The 23,557-nt window shown below is 58.4% G+C and carries 22 protein-coding genes; 7 read left to right on the top strand and 15 right to left on the bottom strand.

The window, feature by feature from the left end:
• Window positions 1–16: 16 nt before the first annotated feature.
• Window positions 17–1,627, bottom strand: coding sequence for an ABC transporter substrate-binding protein (locus tag QBL02_RS01910; protein ID WP_282724661.1), 1,611 nt, complete (start codon window positions 1,625–1,627; stop codon window positions 17–19).
• A gap of 258 nt (window positions 1,628–1,885) precedes the next feature.
• On the opposite strand from QBL02_RS01910, the gene QBL02_RS01915 reads away from it, so the two are divergent.
• Window positions 1,886–2,677 carry a CPBP family intramembrane glutamic endopeptidase gene (locus QBL02_RS01915; RefSeq protein ID WP_282725261.1) on the top strand — a complete coding sequence of 264 codons (792 nt, stop codon included), beginning with the start codon at window positions 1,886–1,888 and terminating at the stop codon, window positions 2,675–2,677.
• Between the two features lie 43 nt (window positions 2,678–2,720).
• On the opposite strand, the gene QBL02_RS01920 is transcribed toward QBL02_RS01915, so the two are convergent.
• The 5 genes from QBL02_RS01920 to QBL02_RS01940 form a co-directional block, all read right to left on the bottom strand.
• Complete coding sequence (locus tag QBL02_RS01920) at window positions 2,721–4,007, bottom strand: hypothetical protein (protein WP_282724662.1); 1,287 nt, start codon at window positions 4,005–4,007, stop codon at window positions 2,721–2,723.
• A gap of 46 nt (window positions 4,008–4,053) precedes the next feature.
• The gene (locus QBL02_RS01925) at window positions 4,054–4,521 is read right to left on the bottom strand and encodes an SRPBCC family protein (RefSeq protein WP_282725262.1); all 468 of its coding nucleotides are present in this window, start codon (window positions 4,519–4,521) and stop codon (window positions 4,054–4,056) included.
• Between the two features lie 2 nt (window positions 4,522–4,523).
• Complete coding sequence (locus QBL02_RS01930; protein WP_282724663.1) at window positions 4,524–5,156, bottom strand: DUF1345 domain-containing protein; 633 nt, start codon at window positions 5,154–5,156, stop codon at window positions 4,524–4,526.
• A 4-nt stretch (window positions 5,157–5,160) separates the two neighbouring features.
• On the bottom strand, window positions 5,161–5,370 hold the full coding sequence (locus QBL02_RS01935; RefSeq protein WP_282724664.1) for a DUF4287 domain-containing protein: 210 nt from the start codon (window positions 5,368–5,370) through the stop codon (window positions 5,161–5,163).
• A gap of 86 nt (window positions 5,371–5,456) precedes the next feature.
• Window positions 5,457–6,284, bottom strand: a complete 828-nt coding sequence (locus tag QBL02_RS01940; protein ID WP_282724665.1) for an alpha/beta fold hydrolase — start codon at window positions 6,282–6,284, stop codon at window positions 5,457–5,459.
• Window positions 6,285–6,384: 100 nt separating this feature from the next.
• On the opposite strand from QBL02_RS01940, the gene QBL02_RS01945 reads away from it, so the two are divergent.
• Window positions 6,385–7,557: a hypothetical protein gene (locus QBL02_RS01945; RefSeq protein ID WP_282724666.1), complete on the top strand. Its 1,173-nt coding sequence runs from the start codon at window positions 6,385–6,387 to the stop codon at window positions 7,555–7,557.
• Here the strand turns inward: QBL02_RS01945 and QBL02_RS01950 are convergent.
• The 4 genes from QBL02_RS01950 to QBL02_RS01965 form a co-directional block, all read right to left on the bottom strand.
• Window positions 7,511–8,422, bottom strand: coding sequence for a class C sortase (locus tag QBL02_RS01950; RefSeq protein WP_282724667.1), 912 nt, complete (start codon window positions 8,420–8,422; stop codon window positions 7,511–7,513). The two genes, QBL02_RS01945 and QBL02_RS01950, sit on opposite strands and share 47 nt — an antisense overlap.
• Window positions 8,423–8,555: 133 nt before the next feature.
• Window positions 8,556–10,106, bottom strand: coding sequence for a SpaH/EbpB family LPXTG-anchored major pilin (locus QBL02_RS01955; protein ID WP_282724668.1), 1,551 nt, complete (start codon window positions 10,104–10,106; stop codon window positions 8,556–8,558).
• A gap of 84 nt (window positions 10,107–10,190) precedes the next feature.
• Window positions 10,191–14,108, bottom strand: coding sequence for a SpaA isopeptide-forming pilin-related protein (locus tag QBL02_RS01960; protein ID WP_282724669.1), 3,918 nt, complete (start codon window positions 14,106–14,108; stop codon window positions 10,191–10,193).
• Window positions 14,109–14,387: 279 nt separating this feature from the next.
• Window positions 14,388–16,118 (bottom strand): sigma-70 family RNA polymerase sigma factor, encoded by a 1,731-nt coding sequence (locus QBL02_RS01965; RefSeq protein ID WP_282724670.1) that lies wholly within the window; start codon window positions 16,116–16,118, stop codon window positions 14,388–14,390.
• Window positions 16,119–16,359: 241 nt separating this feature from the next.
• On the opposite strand from QBL02_RS01965, the gene QBL02_RS01970 reads away from it, so the two are divergent.
• Window positions 16,360–17,370, top strand: coding sequence for an agmatine deiminase family protein (locus tag QBL02_RS01970; protein WP_282724671.1), 1,011 nt, complete (start codon window positions 16,360–16,362; stop codon window positions 17,368–17,370).
• 194 nt (window positions 17,371–17,564) lie between these two features.
• On the opposite strand, the gene QBL02_RS01975 is transcribed toward QBL02_RS01970, so the two are convergent.
• From QBL02_RS01975 to QBL02_RS01985, 3 genes are all read right to left on the bottom strand, one after another.
• Window positions 17,565–17,936: a zinc ribbon domain-containing protein YjdM gene (locus tag QBL02_RS01975; protein WP_282724672.1), complete on the bottom strand. Its 372-nt coding sequence runs from the start codon at window positions 17,934–17,936 to the stop codon at window positions 17,565–17,567.
• Window positions 17,929–19,002: a redox-regulated ATPase YchF gene (gene ychF / locus QBL02_RS01980; protein ID WP_282724673.1), complete on the bottom strand. Its 1,074-nt coding sequence runs from the start codon at window positions 19,000–19,002 to the stop codon at window positions 17,929–17,931. The genes QBL02_RS01975 and ychF overlap by 8 nt, the downstream gene beginning before the upstream one ends.
• Window positions 19,003–19,098: 96 nt before the next feature.
• Complete coding sequence (locus QBL02_RS01985; protein ID WP_282724674.1) at window positions 19,099–19,524, bottom strand: DUF1761 domain-containing protein; 426 nt, start codon at window positions 19,522–19,524, stop codon at window positions 19,099–19,101.
• Window positions 19,525–19,690: 166 nt separating this feature from the next.
• On the opposite strand from QBL02_RS01985, the gene QBL02_RS01990 reads away from it, so the two are divergent.
• The gene (locus QBL02_RS01990; RefSeq protein WP_282724675.1) at window positions 19,691–20,278 is read left to right on the top strand and encodes an exonuclease domain-containing protein; all 588 of its coding nucleotides are present in this window, start codon (window positions 19,691–19,693) and stop codon (window positions 20,276–20,278) included.
• On the opposite strand, the gene QBL02_RS01995 is transcribed toward QBL02_RS01990, so the two are convergent.
• Window positions 20,265–20,879 carry a GNAT family N-acetyltransferase gene (locus QBL02_RS01995; RefSeq protein ID WP_282724676.1) on the bottom strand — a complete coding sequence of 205 codons (615 nt, stop codon included), beginning with the start codon at window positions 20,877–20,879 and terminating at the stop codon, window positions 20,265–20,267. The two genes, QBL02_RS01990 and QBL02_RS01995, sit on opposite strands and share 14 nt — an antisense overlap.
• Before the next feature lie 97 nt (window positions 20,880–20,976).
• Window positions 20,977–21,960: a class II fructose-bisphosphatase gene (glpX, locus tag QBL02_RS02000; RefSeq protein WP_282724678.1), complete on the bottom strand. Its 984-nt coding sequence runs from the start codon at window positions 21,958–21,960 to the stop codon at window positions 20,977–20,979.
• Between the two features lie 168 nt (window positions 21,961–22,128).
• Here glpX and QBL02_RS02005 point away from each other — a divergent pair, with 168 nt between their 5' ends.
• The 3 genes from QBL02_RS02005 to QBL02_RS02015 are packed head-to-tail and all read left to right on the top strand — an operon-like array spanning window position 22,129 to window position 23,513.
• Window positions 22,129–22,848, top strand: coding sequence for a type II CAAX endopeptidase family protein (locus tag QBL02_RS02005; protein ID WP_282724679.1), 720 nt, complete (start codon window positions 22,129–22,131; stop codon window positions 22,846–22,848).
• Between the two features lie 59 nt (window positions 22,849–22,907).
• A complete protein-coding gene (locus tag QBL02_RS02010; RefSeq protein WP_282724681.1) occupies window positions 22,908–23,306 on the top strand; it encodes a hypothetical protein in 399 nt (132 codons plus the stop codon).
• 9 nt (window positions 23,307–23,315) lie between these two features.
• A complete protein-coding gene (locus QBL02_RS02015) occupies window positions 23,316–23,513 on the top strand; it encodes a helix-turn-helix transcriptional regulator (RefSeq protein ID WP_282724683.1) in 198 nt (65 codons plus the stop codon).
• The last annotated feature ends 44 nt before the right edge of the window (window positions 23,514–23,557 follow it).

Raw genomic sequence — 23,557 nt, forward strand, 5'->3', positions numbered from 1 at the left:
CCTGCGCGCAATTGAATTACTTCTTGGTGATCGTACCGAGACGGAACTTGAACGATCCGTCAAGCACAACGCCGTCGATTGCATCGGTCGTGACCGCTACCTGCGTGCCCTGAAGCAGCGGCAGAGTTGGTACGTCGTTTGCAATGAGGCCCTGCACCTGCTCGATCAGCGCGGTGCGCTCAGCAGGATCAAGGGTGACGCGCTGCTGGTTGATCAGCTCGGTTACCTCAGGGTTGTTGTAGTGGTTGTTGAAGAAGCCGCCGTCGATGAAGAACGGGGTGAGGAAGTTATCTGCATCTGAGAAGTCAGGGAACCAACCGAGCTGGTAGGCAGGGTAGGCGTCCTTCGGGAAGTCAGCACTGTACTGGCCCCACTCAGTCGACTGCAGATCAACAGCGAACACACCATCGGCCTCAAGTTGGGCCTTGATCTGTGCGTATTCTTCAGAAGACGAGTCACCGTAGTGATCCGGGTTGTACTGCAGCTGCAGCTGCACTGGCATTGCTACACCAGCAGCCTCAAGACGAGCCTTCGCAGCAGCGCTGTCTGGGCCACCCTCACCGTTACCGTAGAGCTCCTTGAACGACTCGGTAGCACCGGTGAAGCCCTGCGCAACCTGGCTGAACAGCGGGGTGAAGCTGTCCTTGTACACCTGCGAAGCGATCTTCGAGCGGTCGATCATGTCTGCAGCAGCCTGGCGAACAGCGAGTGCCTTTGCCGGATCGGCTTCAGCAGTACGAGCACCAAATGGCTGCGTATCGAAGTTGAATACGATGTAGCGAATTGCGCCGCCTGGGCCATCGACTACCTTCAGCCCGTCAGTCGAACGGAACTTCTCGGTGTCAGTTGCCGAGATTGAACGGAAAGCAACGTCGACTGCCTTCGTCTCAATGCCCTGGCTCAGGTTCGACTCGGTTGCGAAGTACTTCACATTCACTTGCTCGGTCTTTGCAGCACCCCAGAGTCCCTGGTAGTCAGGGTTTGCCTTGTACGAAGCAAGGTTGCCCTTGTCGAACGCTTCGAGGGTGTACTGGCCAGCGAACGCCTTGCCCGAGACGATCTCTGCATCGGTTGCCAGCTTGTCTGCTGGGAACACGTCTTCGTCAACGATTGGGGCCACTGGGGTCGAGAGCACCTGCGGGAAGGTCTGGTCGTTGCCAGCCTTCAGGTTGAACACGACGGTCACATCGTCGACAGCATCAACGCTCTCAAGGTTCTCAAGCAGGCTCGATGGGCCGCTTGGATCGGCAATCGCAACCTGACGGTCAAACGAGAACTTCACGTCTGAGCTGGTGAGGTCGTTACCGTTTGCGAACTTGAGGCCTGGCTTGAGCTTCACCGTGTACTCGGTAGGGCTGGTGAAATCAGCAGATTCGGCGATATCTGGAGCGACATCGCTCGAGCCGATCACGTGATTCATCAGGAATGGATACACATTTGTCATCACGGCAAACGAACCGTTGTCGTATGAGCCTGCTGGATCAAGCGCGGTCACCACATCGGTGGTGCCAACGGTGATCGCTCCGCCTGAAGATGCACCATCGCCATTTGATGAGCAGCCTGCGAGCAGCAGAGCACTTGTAGTTGCCAAGGCCAGAACGCCGTAGCCAGTACGTGAGATTTTCACTCTTGGTCTCCTTTGGAGTAACAAGCAGCGACGTTCGAAAGCGCCGATGCTTTGTTGGAACGCCCACAGCCTATCCATTTGCGCACTCGTCGGACAGGGGTGTGACGGATCGTGAGCGGATCGAGACATTTGCACAAATTTCGTTGAGCAGTGCTGGACGATAGGAGCCTTTGTCTCTGGCGAAGACGCTACGCTTGGCGCGTGAACGCATCACCGGCAGAACCAGAACAAGGCACAGCAACCGAGCGCAAGGCATCGCTGCCACCTTTTGGTGCTCAGTCAAAGGCTCAGTTGCGCTGGGAGCTTGGCATCGTGCTCGCGCTCAGCTTCGGCGCGGCCGGAGTTCGCGCAATCGTGAGCATCATTGAGGCGATGAATCGCGAGGTCGCCCTCGCCTCTCAGACGGCGACCATCAATCGCCCGATGGCCAATCAGGAGGTCTTTGACCTCATCTACCAGCTGCTCAGCTTTGTGTTCGGTCTCGCACCCGTCGCCCTCGTCGCCTACTTGTTGTGGCAGCAGCGACCACCGCACCTCGCAAACCTGGGGCTTGGCAGATTGCCCGGCATGAGCGGTGGCTGGTGGGCGCGCGAGAGCGCCTTCGGTTTTGTGCTTGCGGCGGCGATTGGTGTGCCCGGGTTGGTGTTCTACATCTTCGCGCGCGAAATCGGAATCAACGCGAACGTGGTGCCTGCTGCGCTGAACACCTATTGGTGGACAGTTCCGGTGCTTATCTTGATGGCGCTCAAAGCTGCGCTCGGCGAAGAACTGATTGTCGTGGCGTACTTCTTCGACCGGATGAAACGGCTCGGTGTCGGCCCGGTTGCGACCATCATCGCGAGCGCGCTGCTACGCGGCAGTTACCACCTCTACCAGGGCTTTGGTGGCTTTATCGGCAATGTGGTGATGGGCCTTGTTTTTGGCTGGGCATACCAAAAGTGGGGGCGCGCACTCCCCCTCGTCATTGCCCATCTGCTGCTCGACATCGTCAGTTTTGTGGGCTACCCGCTGGCGGTTGCTCTGTGGCCGCAGTTCTTCGGCATGGGCTGATCCTCGCTATCTTCTGGCGAGGATCAGCCACAGCTGCAATGGCTTAGGCGGCCTTTGCGCTCTTTGCCATGTAGTCGAGCACACCCCAAATGGTGTCGTAGACGGCAGCATCTGCTGGGTTCGAGCATCGCGGCTCAGGGCGAACAACTTCGAGCTTGCCGTCGTCGTTCTTCTTGAGGCCCCAAGCTCCCTCGGCCTTGGCAACCGCACACGCGTCAGAGATGCCAGAGGTCACGGGCAACGAATCAAACATGGCTTGCGTGTTGCCGTCAATCAACGTGTAAGGGGTGCTGCCGCCAAGTTTCTCTGAGACTTCAACGGTCATATCCCACTGATCGATTCGCAGGGTCCAAGTGCTGCCCGGGTCAACAACAGGGGCGGTCGTTGGATCAACCGGCTTTGTTTCTTCTGGTTGCTCGGGCTTTGTCGAGGGCTCTGGGGTGGGCGCTGGCTCGGTCGTTGTCGTCGGCGGAGCGACCGGTTCGGTGCTGTCGTTTGCGCGAACGCCGTTGATCACAAAGATTGAGGCAACGAGGGCGATAATCGCGCCCCCACCAACAATGATCCACGGGAGAGCCTTACGGCTGCGTGATTCGCCGCCGGTGACGGCAATCGGTTCGTATTCATCACCGTATTCAATTTCTGGCTCGGCAGACACGAGGTCTTCCGAGAGCAGAGCGAATGGGTTGTCGGTGGCTGGTGCCGCAGTTTCAGTTGGCTTGGTGGCTGCTTGGCGCGGCGCAGCCGCTACTGGGAAGGTCGGTGCGGTGGGCGCTGCTGCTGGCGTCACGGCTGCGGGAGCTGCTGCAGCTGCTGCTTGGTCTGAAAGCACGTCAAAAGGCTGTGTTGGCGCGGGATCATCGTGCGCCTGCGCGGGTGCGGCCTGCGGTTGTGCAGCGGCAGGCTCGGTGCGGAACACCGGTGGCAGGTCTTGGCGCTGACGCGGTTCCGGCGAGAAGCCAGGAAGGATCAGCGGCACAAGTTCCTCTTGATCTGCGGCTACTTGCGGTGCCTGTGACTGGGCGGCTGCCGGCTGCGGTGTTGCTGCCGGCTGCTGCGCTACAGGCTGCTGCGCTACCGGCGGCGCTTGCACTGGTGGCTGAGCTGGCTGAGCGACCGGCTGCTGAGCGACCGGGGCAGCTGCAGGGGCCGCAGGCATCTTCATAAGTTCCTCGAAGCTTGGCACACCTCGGCGAGGGGCTGACTGTGCTTCGGATGCAGTTGGCTCAGCAGGAGCTGGGCGTGGAGCTTCGACCTCAGGTTCTGGCTTCTCATCGGTATCACCAACGGTTGCCGAGTCGAGAAATGCCCGCAGTTCTTCGTCATTCACCCTGACAGACTACATAATCAGGCCGAGAGTCACCGCTTTGTATACCCTAAGCAGCCAATTCTGCGCCGTCTTCTAGCTCTGATTTCAACCACTGATTGCGCTGCCGGATCAATTGGCTCATATAACGATTGAGAATCACCGATTCAACTAACCGACCAAGCACCCCAAACGGCGCTGCAAACTCAATGCGGTCAGTCATTCGTACGTTACCGTCGCTTTGCTCAAATCGGTGCTCATGACGCCAGTAGGCGAAGGGACCTTTTGTTTGCTCATCGACAAATCGATGAGGTCTCTCGTACTCCGTAATTGCACTTGTCATTCGAATCGGCACAGCAAAGTGGGTGGCTTGCCAAGTGACCTCATCGCCGGCCCCCATGACGCCGGTCGTAACGCCAGCAACAGCGCGTTCCTTCGATTTCGCCATCGAGTCCGAGTGCGCGTCAACCGACAAACTCAAATCGAATGCGGCCTCTGCGCTTGCTCGAATTTCGGTCTCAATAATGATGATCGGCACGGTCAACCGAGATTCGTAATCAGATTGATAGCGGTGGCAATAATGCCCGCGCCAAAGAGGTAGCCAAGCATGGTTTGCGCAATCACCACACGCCGAATTGAGTTCGCGGTGACACTTGTATCAGCAACCTGGTAGGTCATACCAAGGCCAACCGAGAAGTACGCAAAGTCGGTGTATTCCGGTGCTTCTTGCTGGTTGAAATCAATTCCAAATCCACCCGCCTGGTAATACAGTCTCGCGTAGTGCAGCATGTAATTCGTTTGAATCAACAACCAAGAAAACACCACGCTGAGCACCGCGATACCAGCCAAGACATACGACTCAGCACCATGAGCACGCTGCGCCTGAACCGCCACCACCAGCACCGCGGCAAGGCTCGCTACGCTGCCAGCAATCGCGACCAGGCGGGCAAACTTCCGCCCGGGGTCCTCCACCATTGCGTGCGCTTGGGTGGCTTGAGCATTCATCGGCCAAACTTCGATGAGTACCCACACACTGGTGATCAGTGCAAGGCTTGCCCAAGCAGCAAGGAGTGCCGCAGCGAGACCCAAAAATGGTGCGACGGCTACACCCACAGCGAGTCCGCACAGCGCAGAAACGATCCAGCGCAAACGAACTACCGCTTTTGCACCCAAAAGACTACGCGCCGTCGTGCTCTGCCCGGAACACATGGACGAGCGCATTGGCGTGACCGTGGCCCATGCCGCGGTCTTTCAAAAACTGCACCTGCTCCATGTGCTTTTTGCCTGCGACCTCGCGCAATTCGGCAACCCACTCGTCAATTGATTTGCCATATTTCGCCTCAATTGAAGGAAAATATGATTTTGGGCCCTTGACTGGCTCGGACATCTTCGGCTCCTAAACACTCTTGTGAATTCACCCTACGCTCGGGCACGGTAATTTCACTAGAGAATGACAGCACTCGTCTTGGCTCGCTAGCCCCCAAGCAAGAAACTGCGCAGCGCGTCAATAACCTCTTCTGGCTTTTCTGAGTGCACCCAGTGTCCCGCCCCGTGGACTGTCATCCGACGAGTTTTCGGGAACAGCGCCCGCATGGCAGGCACATCAGCCTCGGTCACATAGTTCGACCGGTCGCCGCGAATCCACAGCACTGGCCCTGTGAAACTACTCGTGTATTCAGGAAAACTCATCACCGTTTCAAGCTCGCCATAGAGCAGAGCCAGATTCGGTTCCCACACATAGTTCCCGTCTCGGTGCTTCAAATTCTGCAGCAAGAAACCACGCACAACATTGTTCGGAATGTTCGCTTTGAGGGCAGCGTCAACCTCTGGTCGGTGCGCAAACGACGGTAGATCCAGCGCGGAAAGCGAACCCAGCAAATGCTGGAACTCACCGCGAGCAGAAACCGCAGCAACCGGCGAAATATCGATCACCACAAGCTTTCGCACCAACTCGGGGTGGCGCAGCGCGAGCACCATTGCGACTTTGCCGCCCATCGAGTGCCCAATCACATCGACCGGACCGCCAGCAGCGAAGCCTTTCCGCAGCTCATCTGCAACGATGTCGGCCATCTGGGCATAATCGAACGTTTCGGTCCAGCCGGAACGCCCGTGATTTGGCAGATCAACAAGCAGGCTCTGCGTTTCCGGCAGCAGCCCCGATGCAATTCGGGTGAAGTTCTTGCCACGCCCGAAAAGTCCGTGCAGAAAGACGGCTTTCGCCGAGCCGTTCTGCCCTTCGACTTCGTTTGACGTTGAGCGCACGAGCGTCGTGTGCAATTCGAATTCAGGCATCTCAGTCACGGTTCAACGCTATCGCGCCCCGCACCTGATCGCAGCCAATCGCGCCCACGACAGGGGCTCCCAACAATCACTTTGCCGAGTGCTGGTTAAAATAAATCACGTGCTTCGAATACTGACTGCCATCGGAATCGGAATCGGACTCGGCGGAGTTGTTGCCGCAATAGTGGGCCCGCCCGGTGCGGCAAGCTGGGCGATTCCGGTAGGCCTCTTCTGCACGATCGTTGGCATCACGTTTGTGCTCATAGCGCGAACTACAGGCAAAATTTCGCTGCCGGCACCTGTACTGGTCGAATCCGCCAGAGTGGCCGGCCGCATCGGAGTCGCCCGCATCGACACGCTCACGCAGACCGGCACCCAGATCAACGATCAACCGGTGTGTGATTTGCAGCTCACGGTACAGCCCGCGAACGGCGCGGCCTACCGCACACAGTTACGCCTCGTCGTTGGTCTGATTCAGATCCCGAGCATTCAGGCCGGAACCCACAAAGCCGTTGCGATCCTCGCAGACGACAAACCTGACATCGCACTGCTGCCAGACGACCCGTTTACCGGCCCGTTTGCTGGAATCCAGGTGCCGCCCGCAGATCAAGCTGGCCCGCTGCGCAGCCCCGAATCCGGCGGGCTTCGCGATGACGGCAGTCGCAGAACACCCCTGCTCAGCACGAAGCGCGCCACGCGTCCACTGCGGGTGCTGTTGTATGTCGCGGTAGCGATCGCTGCTGCGGCTCTTGTCGTATTGCCCTACCGTGCCGGGCTCACACAGACAGTGCACGCGCTTTCGAATGGCCAGCTCAAAGCTGACCTTAGGCAAGCAGACTACCTTCCCGACGCAATCGATGCACTGGTTCGCGAGGTGGGCCATCCGAACGCGATCAGTGTGCTGGTCACACCCGAATACGTGTATTACACGGCACCTGTCAGCGATGGCGCACGCGAGAGCGACGTTTGGATCTACCGCGGCGGTACGGTGCAGCACAACGGACCCGCAAGTATTCAACCCGAGAGCGCTGATCAGCAATTCCCGGTTACAGAAGTCGACTGGCGCGCAATCTGGCCCGGTTTAGAAAGTGCAGCAAAGCTGGCTCAGGTCAACGACCTTTCAGACACTCATATCAGCCTCGACCGCACCCACGTAGAGGATCCAGCGAGCGATAACTACCTAAAGAATGTGGGGCCGGTGAAGGTCCAGCTCGCGATCAACACGCCCTACCAAAACTACTGGTTCACTATGGACGGTCACGGCGGCGACCTGGTAATGACGAGTTCGAGCTAGGCCGAGTGGACCATCGAACATAACCGAACGCAACCACTGCGGCACCGCCCAGAGCCAGCGTCCACCACGGAAAACCGGGTTCGCCTGACGCTTCTCCAGCGGCTTGCAGATCGGTTTCCGGCGTTGGATCGACCCGCTCACCCGTTACCAAAATCCGGTGCGAGTTGACGCCGAGCGGGGTGCAGGTGATCAGCGTTACCAGGTCTTCGCCTGCTTCTTGATGCAGAGTTTCGGTTTGGTCCGGCTCAACCACCGTGATATCTCGCACCCGGTAGCTCAGCACCTCTCCGAAGGTTTCAAGGGTAAAGGTGTCCCCCACCTTCACCCGGTCAAGATCTGTGAACATTCGAGCACTCGCGAGGCCGCGGTGCCCGGTGATCACTGATCGAGTGCTGGTGCCACCCACCGGCAAAGAGGTGCCTTCGAGATGGCCGAGACCCTTCAGCAGAGTGGCTTCGTCGGTTCCGTGAGCGATCGCGAGGTCCACACCAATGGAAGGAATACGCAAGCGTGACATCACGCCGCTCGGCGTTACAAGCTGTTTGCGATACTCAAGATCAGCATTTTGTGATTCGCCCGCGCCAACGGCCACATTGGCACCGGCTTCGAGAAGAGCGCCAGAAGAGAGCGCTTCGTTGTACTGATTCGCGTCTTTGATCTGGGTGGCGACGTCTGGATCTGCGTCAGCCAATTCGCGATCGTACACACCTACCAGTGCTGCTTGGTTCACTTGCGCGAACCAAGCAGCCACTGTGGGGTACATCATGACTGAGACACCAAGCATCCAGCACACAACAACCATCCAGGTTGCGAATGTTGGTTTGCGCCGGGGGGATGAAACCGGCGCTGCTGCATGGCGGATCATATTGATGCACTCCTATTTGGGGGAGCGCCGGCCCGACGAATGAAGATTTCAAGAAGTTGGGGGAGTCGAAAAATCATTCATCGAGCCGACGGGTTGTGGTGTGAGTGCGGTGCACTCACAAGTTGTGCTGTGCTTATACCTCGGCGCGCTGACGACGGCGAGTAAGCAGTACCGAGCCAACGGCGATCGATACTAGGGCGAGTCCGCCAACAACCATGATCACCTGTCCGGCAGCACCGGTCAGTGGCAGGCCTGGTACTTCCTGCTGCTTGTTAGGAATCTCGCCACCCACTGGCACAGCGGTGACCTCGCCTGGGCGAACAATGACCTCGGTCTTAGCGTCATTGCCGCTTGGCAGTACAAAGCCGTTTGGTGCCTTGACTTCTTCGAGCACGTAGCAGCGCACGCCGAGGCCGTTGACCTTCGTGCCGCCGTTGAGCTCGTCGTCACCAATCCAGAGACCTGGAATGCTGATGATGCCGTTTGCACCCGAGGTTGCGATGTATGGAGTGCCATCAGCGTTGTTGACTGGCGCCAGATCGCTGTCGAGACGGCAATCAGCTTCCTTTTCGCTCATCCAGACGCGGAACTCAGCGCCCTGCAGACCGTCAGCAGCGTTTGCCGAGTTGGTCTTCTTCAGCATGACCTGGCCCCATCGGGTCCATACCTCGTTGGTCGGCGTGCCTGGTTCGTTATCGCCATCCAGGTCGAGGTCATTCACGTTCGTGAATGCCTGGTTGACGATTTCACCGTTTCCCAGTGACTCTACGGTTGCACTGAAATCTACCTTGACGGTCTGACCAACCTGCAGGGTTGCGAGGGCTCCGGTGAGGGTGACGGTCAGCGTCGAACGCTCAGGGGTGTCGCCGGTCGTCCAGGCTGCGGTGTAATCGGTGCCGGCCGCAAGTGGCGTACCGTTCAGGCTCACAACCGGATCCTTGCTGCCCTTCAGGCGGGGATCAAGGGTATCGCTCACGATGAACTTGGTGTAAGTATCGTTGGCAACCGCGGGCACTCGCTGCGAGATCGAGTAGCTGACGTCCGAGCCGACAAGGTAGCCGTTTCCTGGCTGGTTCTGAATGGTCTTGACTGGGGTGTCACCGACGTCATTCTTTGGGTACAGGTTTACGTCGTACACCCAGCTGCCATCGCCAGCAGCACCGTTGATACCAGGGGTTGGCAGGGTGACCACGAATGGCTCAGAGAGCTTGGTGACGTGTGCCGGAGCCGACTTTTCACGGATCAGGTAAGCGCCGAGAGGCAGACGGCCACTCTTTGCGATACCGCCAACAGTTGCTGGTAGCTCAGTGCAGTTACTCAGAGTAAGGTCTGACAGCGAGGTCCCGGTGCGAGCGCCTACGAGTTCGTCGGCGGTGATCGCACGAAGACGGTTCCAGCCCGTGTTTGTGCCGTTCAGCAGGTCTACACCGTTGATCGAGCAGTATTCAAAGACCACGTCGTCGATGGGCTTCGAGGTTGGGTTCGTTCCGGTGCCACCTGGGTTCTGTGCGCCACCACCCGGATTCTCAAACTTGTGAATCGTGAACGAGCCGTCTGCTGCGGTGTCAATGTTCTGCGCGAATGCTGCCGAACCACCGGTAAACAGTCCCGCAGCACCAATCGCGAGAGCCGCGACTGCTGTGAGACCGCGACGCGTGTGACGCGTTGCAGTGTTCTGAGACATAGGGATTTCCTTTCTGAGCTACCGACAATCGGCAGATGAGTTCTGACACATCACGGCGTGATGGTCAGAGGTGTGTGAAGTGAATTAAATGTTTTTGCGTGCGCGCCCTGAGCGGATCGCGAACACCAGGGTGAGCGCGAGGAAGAGTCCGCCGCCAATCGTGAACAGGTAGGAGCCGATGCCACCGGTGAATGGCAGTGGCGGCACCGCTATCTGTTCATTTTTGATCTGGCCAATTACCAAGGCAGTGTCAGCGTTCACGGTGACAAGTTTTGGCTCGTCAAGCTTCTTGAATCCGGCCGGAGCTTGGGTTTCAATCAGGTGATAGCTGCCCGGCGGCACGTTTCGTAGATGGAACTTGCCGGCTACTGGATCGGTGTCGGCTCCGCTGCACTCAGCGGCAGAGGCGGCAACACAATCGGCGATTGCGATCCTCGTGCCCCCAGCAACCGGCACCCCAGCAGCATCTACCTGCACCAGCTCCCAGGCCGAACCGGAGAGCCTTGCAAGACTTGGATCGACCTTCTCCCAGCTCACGTCGACGCCAGCCTTGTAGTTCGCAATGGAGCCGAGTTCGTAGGTCCAGTCAGTGGTGTTGAGTCCACCAGGGCCAACCGTGATGGTTCTCGGCTGAGCGAGCTTTTCGTAGCCAGCCGGCGCCTCAATTTCCTCGATCAGATAGCTGCCCCACGGAATGCCGGTGAGCAAGAACTTTCCAATCGCTGGATCACGGTCTTCGCCGCTGCAACTGCCGCCTTGACAGTCGCTGATCTCTCGCGGCCAGTCACCCGCTGGCATCTGTGCACCCTCGGCGACAACCGGAGTGATCCGCCACTTCGAACCGGCGAGCAGAGTGCTGTTGTCTGCGCCGTCTACCTTTCGCCACGATAGATCTGGTGAAAGCTGCAGGCCCACCTTTGGAGCTTCTGTTGGCAGCATCGGTCTGCCGTCAGAAGCACGATTACCCGCGACAGCGACGTTGTTCCAAGCAACCTTGGTGAAATCTCCGTTGCCGCCAGCTTTGGCTGGGAAGCTCAAAGTGTAGTTCTCAAGCGGAACCCAAACTCGCGTGCCGAAGTCAACTCGGAATCCAGTTACGTCTGCCCAATTGCTTGGTGTCGCGCTCGACCAGTCATCGGTGCAGCCCGCTGGCGCCGAGTTGCGCGCGCCACCGCCGTCACCGGCGAGATCGCCGCGGCAAGGATTTGCACTCTTGGAGTATTGCACCACCGCACCGCTTGGCGCACCGGTAACAGGGCCGGTCAGGAAGACGTTGAAGGCAGATCCGCGCGCACCTGCGCCCGGACGCACTCCTGTGTCGCCAACCCGTGGCAGGATGTCGTACAGAACTACGTCGCGAATGTTCACGTTGCCTGAGTTGCGCACTGGCACCTGGTAGCTGGCCGCACCATTTTTGTCGGTGCTGCCAATGCCCGGTGAGGGGATGTACTCCGCATCGTGTGTACCCTTGACCAGCTTGGCTGTGCTTACACCTGCGGCTTCAAGCACTGTGTACGGCTTCGTGGCACGGCATCCGCTATCGGCGCTTGGGCCTTGCACGTCGCTGCTATCAAAATCGAGGTTTCCCCAGTTGGTGGCCGGATCCACAATCTTTGGATCAGCGAGCACACTTGGCGTCGCACAGCGCAGGTACTCGTTGCTCGCTTCTTTCGCCTGGGTCAGCGTGTAGTTGCGATAGTTGCCTGTTGCGGTGCCGGCTTTCACACGCACGTCAAAGCCGACTTTGAGGGTGTCACCGATTCCACCGAATTCAGGGTCAGCAATCAGCAGGCCGCCACCGGCTGGGGCATTCGGAAAATCAACCACAATCTGTGTGCGCTGTTTTCCGTCGATAGTGAGCTGTGTCACGGTAACCCGAGGTTCACCGAGCTTCGCGATCACGGCGCTTTCTGGCCGACCGTATTCTGGGTAGTCATCTCCCCACGGTGATTCAAGACTGAGGTACAGCGGCTTCGCCGGGTCAAGCGGCGCGTATTCCATGTTTTCGGGCAGAATTTCGGTGAACACTGGCGTGAAGCGAGCGTCGTCGATTTGCTGTTGCGTTGCGCCGTCCCAAACGGTTCGTTTTGCGAGCATGTCAACTCGCATCATGCTGCCAGGCAGCGAGGTGCCCTGCTTCTGCTGATCAACGATGGTTTTCGCGACAGTTGGGTTGTAGATCCGCTTTTCCGCTTCAATCTCTAGCGGGGTGCGAATGATCCGCAAGTAGCCGCAGCGACCGCGGTGGTCTGGGTCTACGAGCGAACCATTTTGTGTAGCACTGCCGCCAGCCCAGGTAATCGTGTTGTCTGCCGTGCAGTTTTCTACCGTGAGCCACAGCGGGTGCTCTGAAGCAGGGGTCACACCTGGAGCACGCAGGCCAGATTGGGTATAGAAATGGTCCTGATATTCGCCATTCGCAACTGCTTGCGAGTTGTCGATTGGCAGATCGCGTGAAACAGTGCCGAACACAAAGAGGCTACCGTCGGTGCCAACTTTCATGTCATTGTTGTCGAGCGAGAACTGGGTGATCCACTCCCCTGCTCCCATAGGTATTTCTTGCATCTCGCCAAGGCCTTCACAGAAGCGCATGGTCGGATCGCCCACGTCTGAGCCCTCTGGAATCACGCAGCTACCGCTGCGACCGAGGTTGGTCTTCCAGGTCACATTCAGTTCTGACATTGAACGGTTTGCGCCAAAAGCGATTCCGGTAAACGCGGGTGTTGCACAGTCGGTGCGGTTGTCTGCGGGCGAAGTGAATCCGCAGGGAAGAGTGTCGGTGAGTGACCACTTGCCCGGTACCAATTGGCTCTTGTCTTCTACGTCGAAGCGATACAGGAAACCTTTGCCCCAGTCGCCCCAGGCGCTCTGCGCGCCGCGGGAAAATTCGCTATTGCGTTGATTCGACTCTGAGTAGGCGTAGCCCTTTTGCATGGTGAATTCGCCATCGCCACCGTCTTGCAGCGGGTGCTGTGCGTACGAGGTCGCCACTGGCAGCGGAGTGTTCGGGCGCAGCCAAGCCCGCGCATCGGTGTGCACGTCGTTGCGCTGCAGTTTTCCTGTTGCGACGTCACCCTCGAAAACGCTCTTGGGGTAAATCACGGTCACAAACACAGGGTCGTCAAAGTTTCGGTTGCAGGTGTATCCCTTTTCGGTTCCAGGTGCTGCGGTGATCGCAGCACCGAGGTCCCAGGTGACCGTGTGCGCGGCAGCGTTGTACACGCCGCCACCGCTGGCGCGCACAAAGGTCGCACCGGCGGGTAGATCGTCAATCAGTTTCAGGTTTTGCAGCGCCCAGATTCCTGTAGTTGATTCCGCGTTGCAGAGGTTGATGAAGGCGGTGCGTCCGCCGCTCGTACCCCATTGCTGTGCGAAACCGGCTTCGATCTTGTAGGTCACTTCTGAGTCGAGGTACGGCCGTTCAAGCGCCGGGCTAGATTTGGTCTTCACCACTTTGACGGTGGCGTCCGAGGTGATTGTCGCTGGATCAGATACTCGCGTGTCTGTGCCAAGGCTCGTGCTGAAGGTCGCCACTGGCGCAATCGTCGTATTGTTTGGCGTCACCCAGTTCTGGCTTCGCAGTACAAATCCGATGGTGCCGGCACTGCCTGGCGCCATGGTGGCAGGGAAGGTCCAGATAATCTTGCGGTTGCCGCCAACGTCTTGGATCGTTGCGGGGTATTGCACGCCATCCATCTCAACTGGCAGGTAGCTTTCAACAGCCAATGCAAGACCGTCGGGCTGGCTGAGCGGAATCTCCACGATGAGCGAGGCACCATCACAGGTCACTGCGGCAACATCGCCACACTGCCAAGAAACCTCGAACGGAATGTTCATTCCCGAAGGCACCGAAGATTCGGCCGGCGCGATGGTCACGCCCACATTGCCGTTCGCTGCTTGCGCAGGTGCTGCGAGGCCACCGAACACGACGATGATTCCCAGCATCGCCGCGAGAATTCCTCGCCATGTTTTTGACCGCGAACGATCTTTTCTTACAGTCACACTTCCCCCGTGTATTCCTGGCCACTTACGCGACTTTCTTAAGCGCATCAGATGGCTCACAGATACAGAGGGCGCAGCTGGAAGAATGTGACGCGGTTCAGAAAAAGATTTTTTGCTTTGATGCCTGGGCATGCCGAAGAGCACGGATCTGAGCCGTCAGTGTTTTTGATTCGCTCTTCTTCGCGTGCTCACGCACTGTTTTGCGCATCGCAGCTGCAAGACCCATCCCCTGAGGTCTCACAGTTCAAAAAATATCACCGTTAGGTGACTAAAAAAAGACTAATTCCGTCGTTTTTTGCGACCAAACAGGGCAGCACCGATCGCAATGGCCGCAAGTGCGATTCCGGCAAGAATGAACATCGGCGCAGCTTGACCGGTGTTCGATAGCCACGAGCTCGGTTCCGGCTGGTTTGGGATCAACGGAACTGCAGCATTCTCGTCAACCACTGAGCGAACGATGACCTCAGTTTTTGCCTGATCACCGCTCGGCAAGAGGTAACCCTTTGGTGCCGCAACTTCTTCAAGCACATAGCAACGCTGCGTAAGACCGTTCGTCATCTGGCCGCCCTGCGACTCATCATCACCGATCCATAGCCCAGCAACGCTGATTCGCCCGCCCTTGCCCGAGACGACAACAAACTCGCTACCGTCTTGCGCAGTGACCGCCGTGAGATCAGTATCGAGTAGACAATCCGAAGGCTTCTGACTCATCCACAATTTGAAGCGCGCCCCGGCAAGACCGCTGGCGTGATCATTCGCGTTGACCTTGCCAGCTTCAAGGCTGCCCCAACGAGTCCACACCTCATTGGTCGGAGTTCCGGGCACTCCGTCGCCATCGGCATCAAGATCGTTGATATTCACGTGAGCGCTATTGGGAATCTCTGCGCCGATTGGTGCGCCCAGCGAAAGTGGACCTCCCGGTGCCTGACCGGTTGATCCAGCGTTGCCGCCAGAGTTTGAACCATTTGTGTCGGGCCTTCCGGGTTGCCCGGTTGTGCCCTCGCCGCTTTCGCCGCCTTCTGATTCCGGACTCTCAGTGCCAGAGTTATTTTCAGCCAAGCCGTCGTTCGGCTGCTGCGTGACTTGCGGGCCGACCACCGGCAAATCAGAAACTTCACTCTTGGGGCCCGCGAGCAGAGCCGGAGCGGCAACGCTCGCACCCACAACAAGTACAGCTGCAGCCGCGGCAGCGCTCGCAATGGCTGCCTTGCGCCGCCAGCCGTCACCGAGCGCGAGCACTCCCGAGCTCACCATTCCGATCACGGCGGCTTGTTCAACGAATCGACGCCAGCGCGATTGACATCCTGCGCACCCTGAGAGGTGTTCCTCTGCCCGGGCGCGGCGGCGGCCATTCTTTTTGCCCCAGCGAACCTCACTGAAGTCGGCGACACAGGCCGCGCACTCGGGGTTGAGCCCTGTTGGCGGGTGCATTCGCTTGAGCCAAGATTTCTTGAGCCCCTCACGAGCGCGCTTCAACAGCACAGAGGTTGAATTTGGTGTGAGGTCGAGCTCTTTCGCGACCTCTTGCACGGAGCGACCGCCGACATCAACCTCAAGAATCACGCGCTTCCATCGAAGCGGCAGATCATCGAGTGCTGCCGCTATCGCCAGTTGCTCTTCGCGTTCTGAAGCGAGGTCGCCAGCTGCTGGCAACGTTGGATCGGCAAGATCAACTCCCTCGATGCTCGAGCTGCGCTGCTCGGCTTTCCAGGTGCGTGAGAGTTCGGTGTTGATGGCGCGGAAAAGGTAGCTGCGAAAAGAATCGGTCGGGCCGCCTCCGCCCAGCAAGGCGCGAAACACCGAGTCGAAAGCTTCTGAGACTGCGTCTTCTGCGTTGACCGGGTCTTTTGATCGCGCCCAGGCGAGAGCAATTCCATAGTGCCGTTCCCAGAGGGTCGCAAGCGGCCAGGCTTCGCCTTCCCGAATGGCGTTGCAGAGCACACCGTCGGAGATCTCCCCCGAGGTTTCGATCTCTCCATAGCTCAGCACAGCAGCCAATGCTAGCAACATCAACCACAGCCAACCGAGAAATCTTGAGCTTTCTCCGGGTTCTTCTCCCTCGCGATCAGTGGCCAGCCAAGCCAGCGCCTGCTCAGTAGAGTTTCTGGGCGTGAAAAGCTCAGTTGAGGTTCTGCGCACTACGTTCATGCAAGGTACGGGCCGAGAGCTCGCACGAAGTCTCAGGGCACAGCCAGTAGGAGCGGATAAGTTGTGGGTCTGAGAAGCTGTACCCCCTCTTCAGAAAGCCAACATGCCAGCCGCCACTGTTCCACGTTTCCCTGCCGAGTGGGAACTGCACTCTCACACGGTGATGTCTTGGCCGAGTGAGCACATTTGGGCAGAGGACACTCGCTATGTGCGCAAAGATATTGCGCGGATCGCTCGGACACTCGCGGAGTCAGAAACCGTAATGCTCATGGCTGCTCCGCAGCATGCCGAGGATGCCGCCCGGAGCTGCGGCAAATTGGTAAACGTTGCGGAGATCCCGGTTGACGATCTCTGGGCGAGAGACACCGTCCCAGTGTTTATCGAGGATGCCGGAGGGGTCGCCGGCATCGATATGAATTTCAACGGATGGGGCAACAAGCAACAACACACGAACGACGGTGCCGTGGCTTCCCAGATTCTTCGCGAGCTTGGCATTCCAAGGGTGAACACCTCGCTAGTCGCAGAGGGCGGTTCGTTTGAGACCGACGGCGAAGGTACGCTGCTGCTCACACGCAGCTCAATCGTGAATACCAATCGAAACCCAGGTCTTAGCGAGTCAAAAATTGAGGCAGAACTTATCCGGTTACTCGGGCTGGATCGGGTGATTTGGTTTGACGGTGTAGTCGGGGAGGACATTACCGATGCACCTATAGATTCACTCGCGCGCTTCGCAGCGCCCGGAGTCATCCTGCTAGATGTTCCGGGGCCTGGTAGTCCCGAAGATATCTGGTCTCGCGCTTCAGCCCAGGTGCGGCAAACACTCACAAATGAGGTCGATGCCCGCGGCCGCAGTTTTGAGATTATTGAACTTCCACAACCCGATGTTGCGCGAATCCGCGGTACTGGCGAAGATTTCTTGGCGTCGTACGTCAACTATTTCGTGGGCAATAAGGTTGTGCTCATGCCGGAGTTTGGCGATCGCAAAGCAGACCGTCGCGCCCGCGATATCCTCACCGAACATTACCCAGACCGCGACATCATCCCGATTCGAATCGATGAAATCGCTTCAGGTGGTGGTGGCATCCATTGCGCCACGCATGATGTGCCCGCGTAGCCGGATCGGGAACCGGCACGGCACAGAAGCCGACGACTGGCCGCTCACCGAGCAAATGGCGGTCTCGTACTTCGAATGCTTCGAACCACCGGCTATTGAAGAGAGCCCACTGGTAGTCGTCAGCTAGTGGAGAGCCCAACGTTTGCTGAGCTGCGGTAAGCAGCTCTTTTTTACAAACGCCGAATCACGGCAGCTTAGTTAGCGCGCTTCACAACGCTTGATTTCAGTTGCATATTGCCAAAGCCTGGCACACGCGCATCAATGTCGTGACCGCCTGCTCCACCGGCGTTCAGCCGAATGCCGGTGACCTTCGTTCCAACTTTGATGGTGCCGCCTCCACCGCCAGATACCTTCACAGTTTTCACCAGGGTGACGGTGTCGCCGTCTGAAAGCACATTGCCCACGTCGTCACGAATGACTTCACTGTCAGCTGCCTCGTTGCCCGCAGCTGATTCAGCAGCTTCCGCAGACCATTCGTGACCGCACATGGGGCATACCAGCAACGCGCCCTGTTCGTACGCGTATTGCTCCGCGCACTCAGGACACGGAGGCAGAGTGTCAGACATTAAAGCGCCACTCGCACACGTCGCCGTCCTGCATGATGTATTCCTTGCCCTCCATGCGGGCTTTACCCTTGGAGCGAGCTTCGGCAACAGAACCGGTCTCGACGAGGTCTTCGAACGAGATGATCTCGCCCTTGATGAAGCCCTTTTCAAAGTCGGTGTGAATCACGCCGGCGGCCTGAGGCGCGGTGGCACCCTTTGGAATGGTCCAGGCGCGAGCTTCCTTCGGTCCTGCCGTGAGGTAGGTCTGCAGGCCGAGAGTGTCGAAGCCAACTCGTGCAAGCTGGTCAAGGCCGCTCTCTTCTTGGCCGATTGAGGACAGAAGCTCCGCGGCTTCTTCGGCGTCGAGAGCGATCAATTCGCTCTCAAGCTTTGCGTCGAGGAAGATCGCCTTGGCTGGGGCCACCAGCTCGGCGAGTGCCGCCAGTCGGTCCTTGTCACCGAGCACACCCTCGTCGACGTTGAAGACGTAAAGGAATGGCTTTGCGGTGAGCAGTCCGAGTTCACGGATTGGCTCAAGATCCAGCGAAGTCTGCGAAAGCAGCTTGCCGTCGTTCAACGCAGCGAGCGCTTCTTTGGCAACGGCGACTACGGAAGCGTCAATCTTTTTGCCTTTGAGTTCCTTCTCGTAACGCACCAGCGCCTTATCGAGAGTCTGCAGATCGGCAAGGATCAGCTCGGTGTTGATGGTCTCCATGTCGCTAGCGGGGTTGACCGAGCCATCAACGTGAATCACGTCTGGGTCGTCAAAGCCGCGAACCACCTGGGCGATGGCGTCTGCCTCGCGAATGTTCGCGAGGAACTGGTTGCCAAGGCCTTCGCCCTCGCTCGCACCGCGAACGATGCCTGCGATATCTACGAAGCTGACGGGAGCCGGCAGAATGCGCTCGCTACCAAAGATTTCAGCAAGCTTGTCGAGACGAGCATCGGGCAGGTTGACTACGCCGACGTTCGGTTCGATTGTCGCGAAGGGGTAGTTTGCCGCGAGTGCGTCGTTATGGGTAAGCGCGTTGAAGAGGGTCGACTTGCCGACATTCGGCAGTCCCACGATTCCGATAGTAAGAGCCACGGGGGTTAAGTCTACCTGGCACGGGGCAGGCGCGTCTGATCAGTCGCCAAATTGAACATTGGGTGCGGTCAGCTCCGATGCGCCGCACCCAGCAAACTAGGCGAGCGCTGGCGGCCAGACACCGATCACGAGCGACAGCACGATAATGGTGACGAGTTCGTGGGCGCAGTTCAGCACGGTGAGCCGCGCTGGCCGACCCTCGAACGCATCGTGGGTGACAAAGCGCGCAGCGGTGAATCCCGCCCACATCAGCAAACCGGTGATCAGTGCCGAGTATACGAATAGGCCGCCGTAGAACTGCCATGCGATGTAAGCGGCACCCGCGAGTACCCAAGAGGTGACGAAGCTCACAACTAGGGTGGCAAGAATCGGCCCGAGTGGGCTTTTGCCTTCGCCGGGTTTGACCCCGGTCAAGCGCATCCAGGTGTTGCCCATCACCTTTGGCGAGTACCAAATAAACCCGACAACCATTGTTGAAAGGGTTGCGGCGATGACGGCGAGATAATTAATTTCGGGGACCACGTTCACTCCTGTGTGTAAGGGCGGTGTCTTGCATCGCCGGTGGCCAATTGGTAGATCTGCGTACATTCTTACACCCAGCTACCGACATTGCAGTAGCAGCGATTTCGGCGCGCCATATCGGGCCCCACATGCGCGCTTGTCAGGGGTGTGTGGAAAGGTAGTTACTGTGCCAATTGATTTCACCGCTATCGATTTTGAGACCGCGAACAGTCACGCATCTTCTGCGTGTTCGGTCGGGCTGGTTCGCATTCGCGACGGCAAGGTAGCGGATCGCGCGCGCTGGTTAATTAAGCCGCCTGCGGGCCACGATGAGTTTTTGCCTTTCAACATTAAGATTCACGGGATCACCCCTGCGATGGTTGAGGATGCTGCCGGGTGGGCGGAGCAGCTCACGGAACTGCGTGAGTTTATTGGCGACGACATCGCCGTGGCACACAACGCGGGGTTCGATATGGGTGTTATTCGCACCGCTTGCGCCGAAACCGTGATGCCAACCCCGAAGCTGCGCTATCTATGCACGGTTCAGCTTTCGCGCAAAACCTACGACATTCCTTCGCACCGTTTGCCTCTTGCTGCGGCGGCAGCTGGTTTCGGAGAGTTTTCGCACCACGAGGCGCTCGCAGATGCTGAGGCGTGTGCGGCGATCGTGGTTGATGCGGCTCGACGTCACAACGTTGACGATGTGCCAGCGCTCGCGAAGGCCACCGGGTTGCGTATTGCGCAGCTGAAGGCGATCCCGCTCAAACTTTCGTAGCGGGCTCCCGCCACATTGTGGTCACGAGTGGCGCACCGGCTGCCGAGACAAACTCTCCGTGCCGCGCAAATCCAACGGACTCGTAACGCGCTAGGTTTGCCGGGTTTGTCGATTCAAGATATGCGGCTTCGCCTACCTGATCGAGCGCTGCAAGATTTTCACGTAATAGCGCCATGCCGATCCCGCGCCCCCGATGCTTGTTCGCGGTCGCCAAGAGGCTGAGATAGTGCGACTCGCGATCGCGCGGGTGGTTCTTTTCGAACTGTTCGAATGTTTCAAAGAGTACGTTTGCGCGATCGGCACAATCACGTTCGACAAAGGCTAGAAGCTCAGCTTCACGTTCGGCACTCAGTTCGTCCATGCCAGCTGGAATCCAGAGGGTTGCCGCTTCTGCGTTTGGTGTCATCCACACGGAGCCGTATTCGATGCCCTGTGACACCACAATTCGGAACCATTGCAACTGCCGCTCGCGGCGCTGCACGGCATCGCCGCCGAAGGCCCAGCCCCAAAGCGGGTCATCGTGGAATCCATCGGCGAAGGTTTCACAGACCGCGTCAAGGTCGGCAGCCGTTGCTTGAGTAGGTGCGAATTTCTCCGTCATTTGCCCAGCATAATGCGCCATCGTGCTCCCTGGTATCGGTTCGGTAATACAAAAAAGCCCCGTGCCGAAAGGACGGCACGGGGCTTTTTGCGAAAAGTTAGCTCCAGCGATCGGGGCGCTGATCGGTGATCACACGACGAATTGTGCCGGAGAACGAACGCATTACGACGCTCTCTGAACGCAAGAACGGCCCACGACGCTGAACACCGTCGAGGAAGTCTGCTGAGGTGATGCCGGTTGCCACGAAGTAGCAGTTGTCGCTGGCGACCAGATCGTTTGCGTGCAGCACACGCTCTAGGTCGTGACCCGCGGCGAGCGCCTGCTCACGCTCGGCGTCGTCTTTTGGCCAGAGCTTGCCCTGGATCACACCGCCGAGAGCTTTCACTGCGCACGCGGTGATGATGCCCTCTGGGGTGCCACCGATGCCTACGGCAAGGTCAACACGCGAGTTCCACTGTGCAGCGTTCACGCCTGCAGCAACGTCACCGTCCATGATGAGGCGGGTGCCAGCGCCCGCTGCACGAATGTCGGCAATCAGCTGCTCGTGGCGTGGGCGATCGAGCACAGCAACTCGAATGTCGCTGACGTCCACGTTTTTTGCGCGTGCCAGGGCACGGATGTTTTCGCCGATTGGGCGCTCGATGTCGACGATGCCAACACCTTCTGGGCCGCAGACGAGCTTGTCCATGTAGAACACTGCCGATGGGTCGTACATGCTGCCGCGGTCCGCGACCGCGATCACTGAGAGTGCACCGGGGCGCCCCTCGGCGGTAAGCCGGGTGCCGTCGATGGGATCCACCGCGACATCGCACTCTGCGCCTTCGCCGTTGCCAACCTGTTCCCCGTTGTAGAGCCAGGGTGCATCGTCTTTTTCGCCCTCGCCGATGACGACTGTGCCGTTCATGTTCACGGTCGAAAGGAATCGGCGCATTGCGTCGACGGCGGCACCGTCTGCGGCGTTTTTGTCGCCACGTCCGATCCAGGGGGTTGCCCGGATTGCGGCAGCCTCGGTTGCGCGCACCAGCTCCATGGCCAGGTTGCGGTCGGGTTGCCAGGTGCCGAGCGAGTCGTGTTCAGTCATGCCTTAAGCGTACCGTGGCCGACGGGCGCCTGTTTGCTGCGGCAGTGCCGATCCGCGCGAAATACCAAAAATCTCAGCCCGATGTCAGGCATTTGGCGCTCATTGAGCCTTCACGAGAGATGTAAAGCAAGCTTGACATCAATGTAAAGGAAACTGTACATTTCAAACATGACCGCAACATCTCCCGCCACTTCACCTGCATCCACAGCCAAAACACCACTCCTGCGCATCGCAGGCGTGCTTTCACTTCGCCCCGTGCTGATTCTCGCGATGGGCCTCGGCCTACTCGCCGCGAACTTCTCGCTGATGTACACCAACGCTCTCATCGTGGTCATCGACGTGATCACCCTCTTCACGCTCGCAGCCGCTATGAAAGCAGAAGGCAGTTCACTCGGCGCGCTTTTCGGGCGGTGGCGGTGGATCGACCTCGCGTGGGGCGCACTCATGCTCGTGATCGTGACCGTCGGGTTCTTCATGTCAAACTACGCAGCGAACCTAATTGTGTACGGCGGCGCTCCCCCGTTCTCAACAGACGTGCCAGTGGTACCGCTCTGGCTGGGTCTTGTCGCCCTGATCATCGCACCGGCAACAATCGCTTTCGCAGAAGAAGCGCTCTATCGCGGATACGCACAACCGAGACTGGCTGGGCGCATCGGCACTGCCCTCTCGCTCATCATTGTTGCCGTGATCTTTGGTGTGCAGCACATAGGTTTCGCCCTCGGAACATTCGAAGATGTGCTGGCGAAAGTTCTGACAACCTTCTTCGCGGGTCTAATTCTTGGCGCACTGATGCTCTGGATGAAACGTATTATGCCGTTGGCGCTCGCACACTGGGGTCTCGACATACTCTTCCTCGGCCTGCCGACCTTTTACCTGGCCATCGCCTAAGACGCCAGCACTTCGAACGCCAACGCCCCTCACGAACCAACTGCCAGCTAGGAACCACCATGAGCACCGAGCAAAGCCCAAAAACTACCCGAACCCCGCACTTTCGTTACCTCACGAGATTCAGCATTGGCATGGTGCTCTATATCGTCACGCTTTTTATCGCGATCGCAATACGCAACGAAGGTATTGGCACCTGGCAACCGGGGCTACTGACGCTGCCGAGCGTGGCAATCATCGCTTGGGCAGTCATTGCGTACTACCGAGAATCAGACGAGTTCGTGCAGCGCAAACTCGGTGAATCATTCATTGTTGGATTCGCCATTGGCGTGCCGGTAGTACTCGTGCTCGGTTTGCTCGAAACGTTTGGTGGCCCGCACATCAATGGAATGGTGTCATTTGGCGTGCTCATGACGGGCTGGCTGATCGGATCAATCGTCGCGGGCATCCGCTACCGCTAGGGTGCAGACATGCAAAACAGCATTCGCGCCCGCCGCACCGCAAAACAGTGGTCGCAGGCCGAGCTTGGCGACCGCCTCGGGGTCTCCCGTCAAACCGTGATCGCAATCGAAAACGGAAAATACGATCCATCGTTGCCCCTCGCGTTCAAGCTGGCAGCGGTCTTTGAAGCAAGCATCGAAGAGCTATTCGTGCCAGAAATCGAATGAGAACTGACAGATCCGGCAGAAACCGCCCGTAGCTACGCGCAGTT

This window comes from Leucobacter sp. UT-8R-CII-1-4, from assembly GCF_030010235.1.
GTDB lineage: Bacteria > Actinomycetota > Actinomycetes > Actinomycetales > Microbacteriaceae > Leucobacter.

What these genes read in the sequence shown, in the direction of transcription:
- QBL02_RS01975 (WP_282724672.1), bottom strand. Translation starts at nt 17,936, where the DNA reads ATGTCTGACACTCTGCCTCCGTGTCCTGAGTGCGCGGAGCAATACGCG.
- QBL02_RS01935 (WP_282724664.1), bottom strand. Translation starts at nt 5,370, where the DNA reads ATGTCCGAGCCAGTCAAGGGCCCAAAATCATATTTTCCTTCAATTGAG.
- QBL02_RS02010 (WP_282724681.1), top strand. Translation starts at nt 22,908, where the DNA reads ATGAGCACCGAGCAAAGCCCAAAAACTACCCGAACCCCGCACTTTCGT.
- QBL02_RS01970 (WP_282724671.1), top strand. Translation starts at nt 16,360, where the DNA reads ATGCCAGCCGCCACTGTTCCACGTTTCCCTGCCGAGTGGGAACTGCAC.
- QBL02_RS01995 (WP_282724676.1), bottom strand. Translation starts at nt 20,879, where the DNA reads ATGACGGAGAAATTCGCACCTACTCAAGCAACGGCTGCCGACCTTGAC.
- QBL02_RS02015 (WP_282724683.1), top strand. Translation starts at nt 23,316, where the DNA reads ATGCAAAACAGCATTCGCGCCCGCCGCACCGCAAAACAGTGGTCGCAG.
- QBL02_RS01950 (WP_282724667.1), bottom strand. Translation starts at nt 8,422, where the DNA reads ATGATCCGCCATGCAGCAGCGCCGGTTTCATCCCCCCGGCGCAAACCA.
- glpX (WP_282724678.1), bottom strand. Translation starts at nt 21,960, where the DNA reads ATGACTGAACACGACTCGCTCGGCACCTGGCAACCCGACCGCAACCTG.
- QBL02_RS01955 (WP_282724668.1), bottom strand. Translation starts at nt 10,106, where the DNA reads ATGTCTCAGAACACTGCAACGCGTCACACGCGTCGCGGTCTCACAGCA.
- QBL02_RS01965 (WP_282724670.1), bottom strand. Translation starts at nt 16,118, where the DNA reads ATGTTGCTAGCATTGGCTGCTGTGCTGAGCTATGGAGAGATCGAAACC.
- QBL02_RS02005 (WP_282724679.1), top strand. Translation starts at nt 22,129, where the DNA reads ATGACCGCAACATCTCCCGCCACTTCACCTGCATCCACAGCCAAAACA.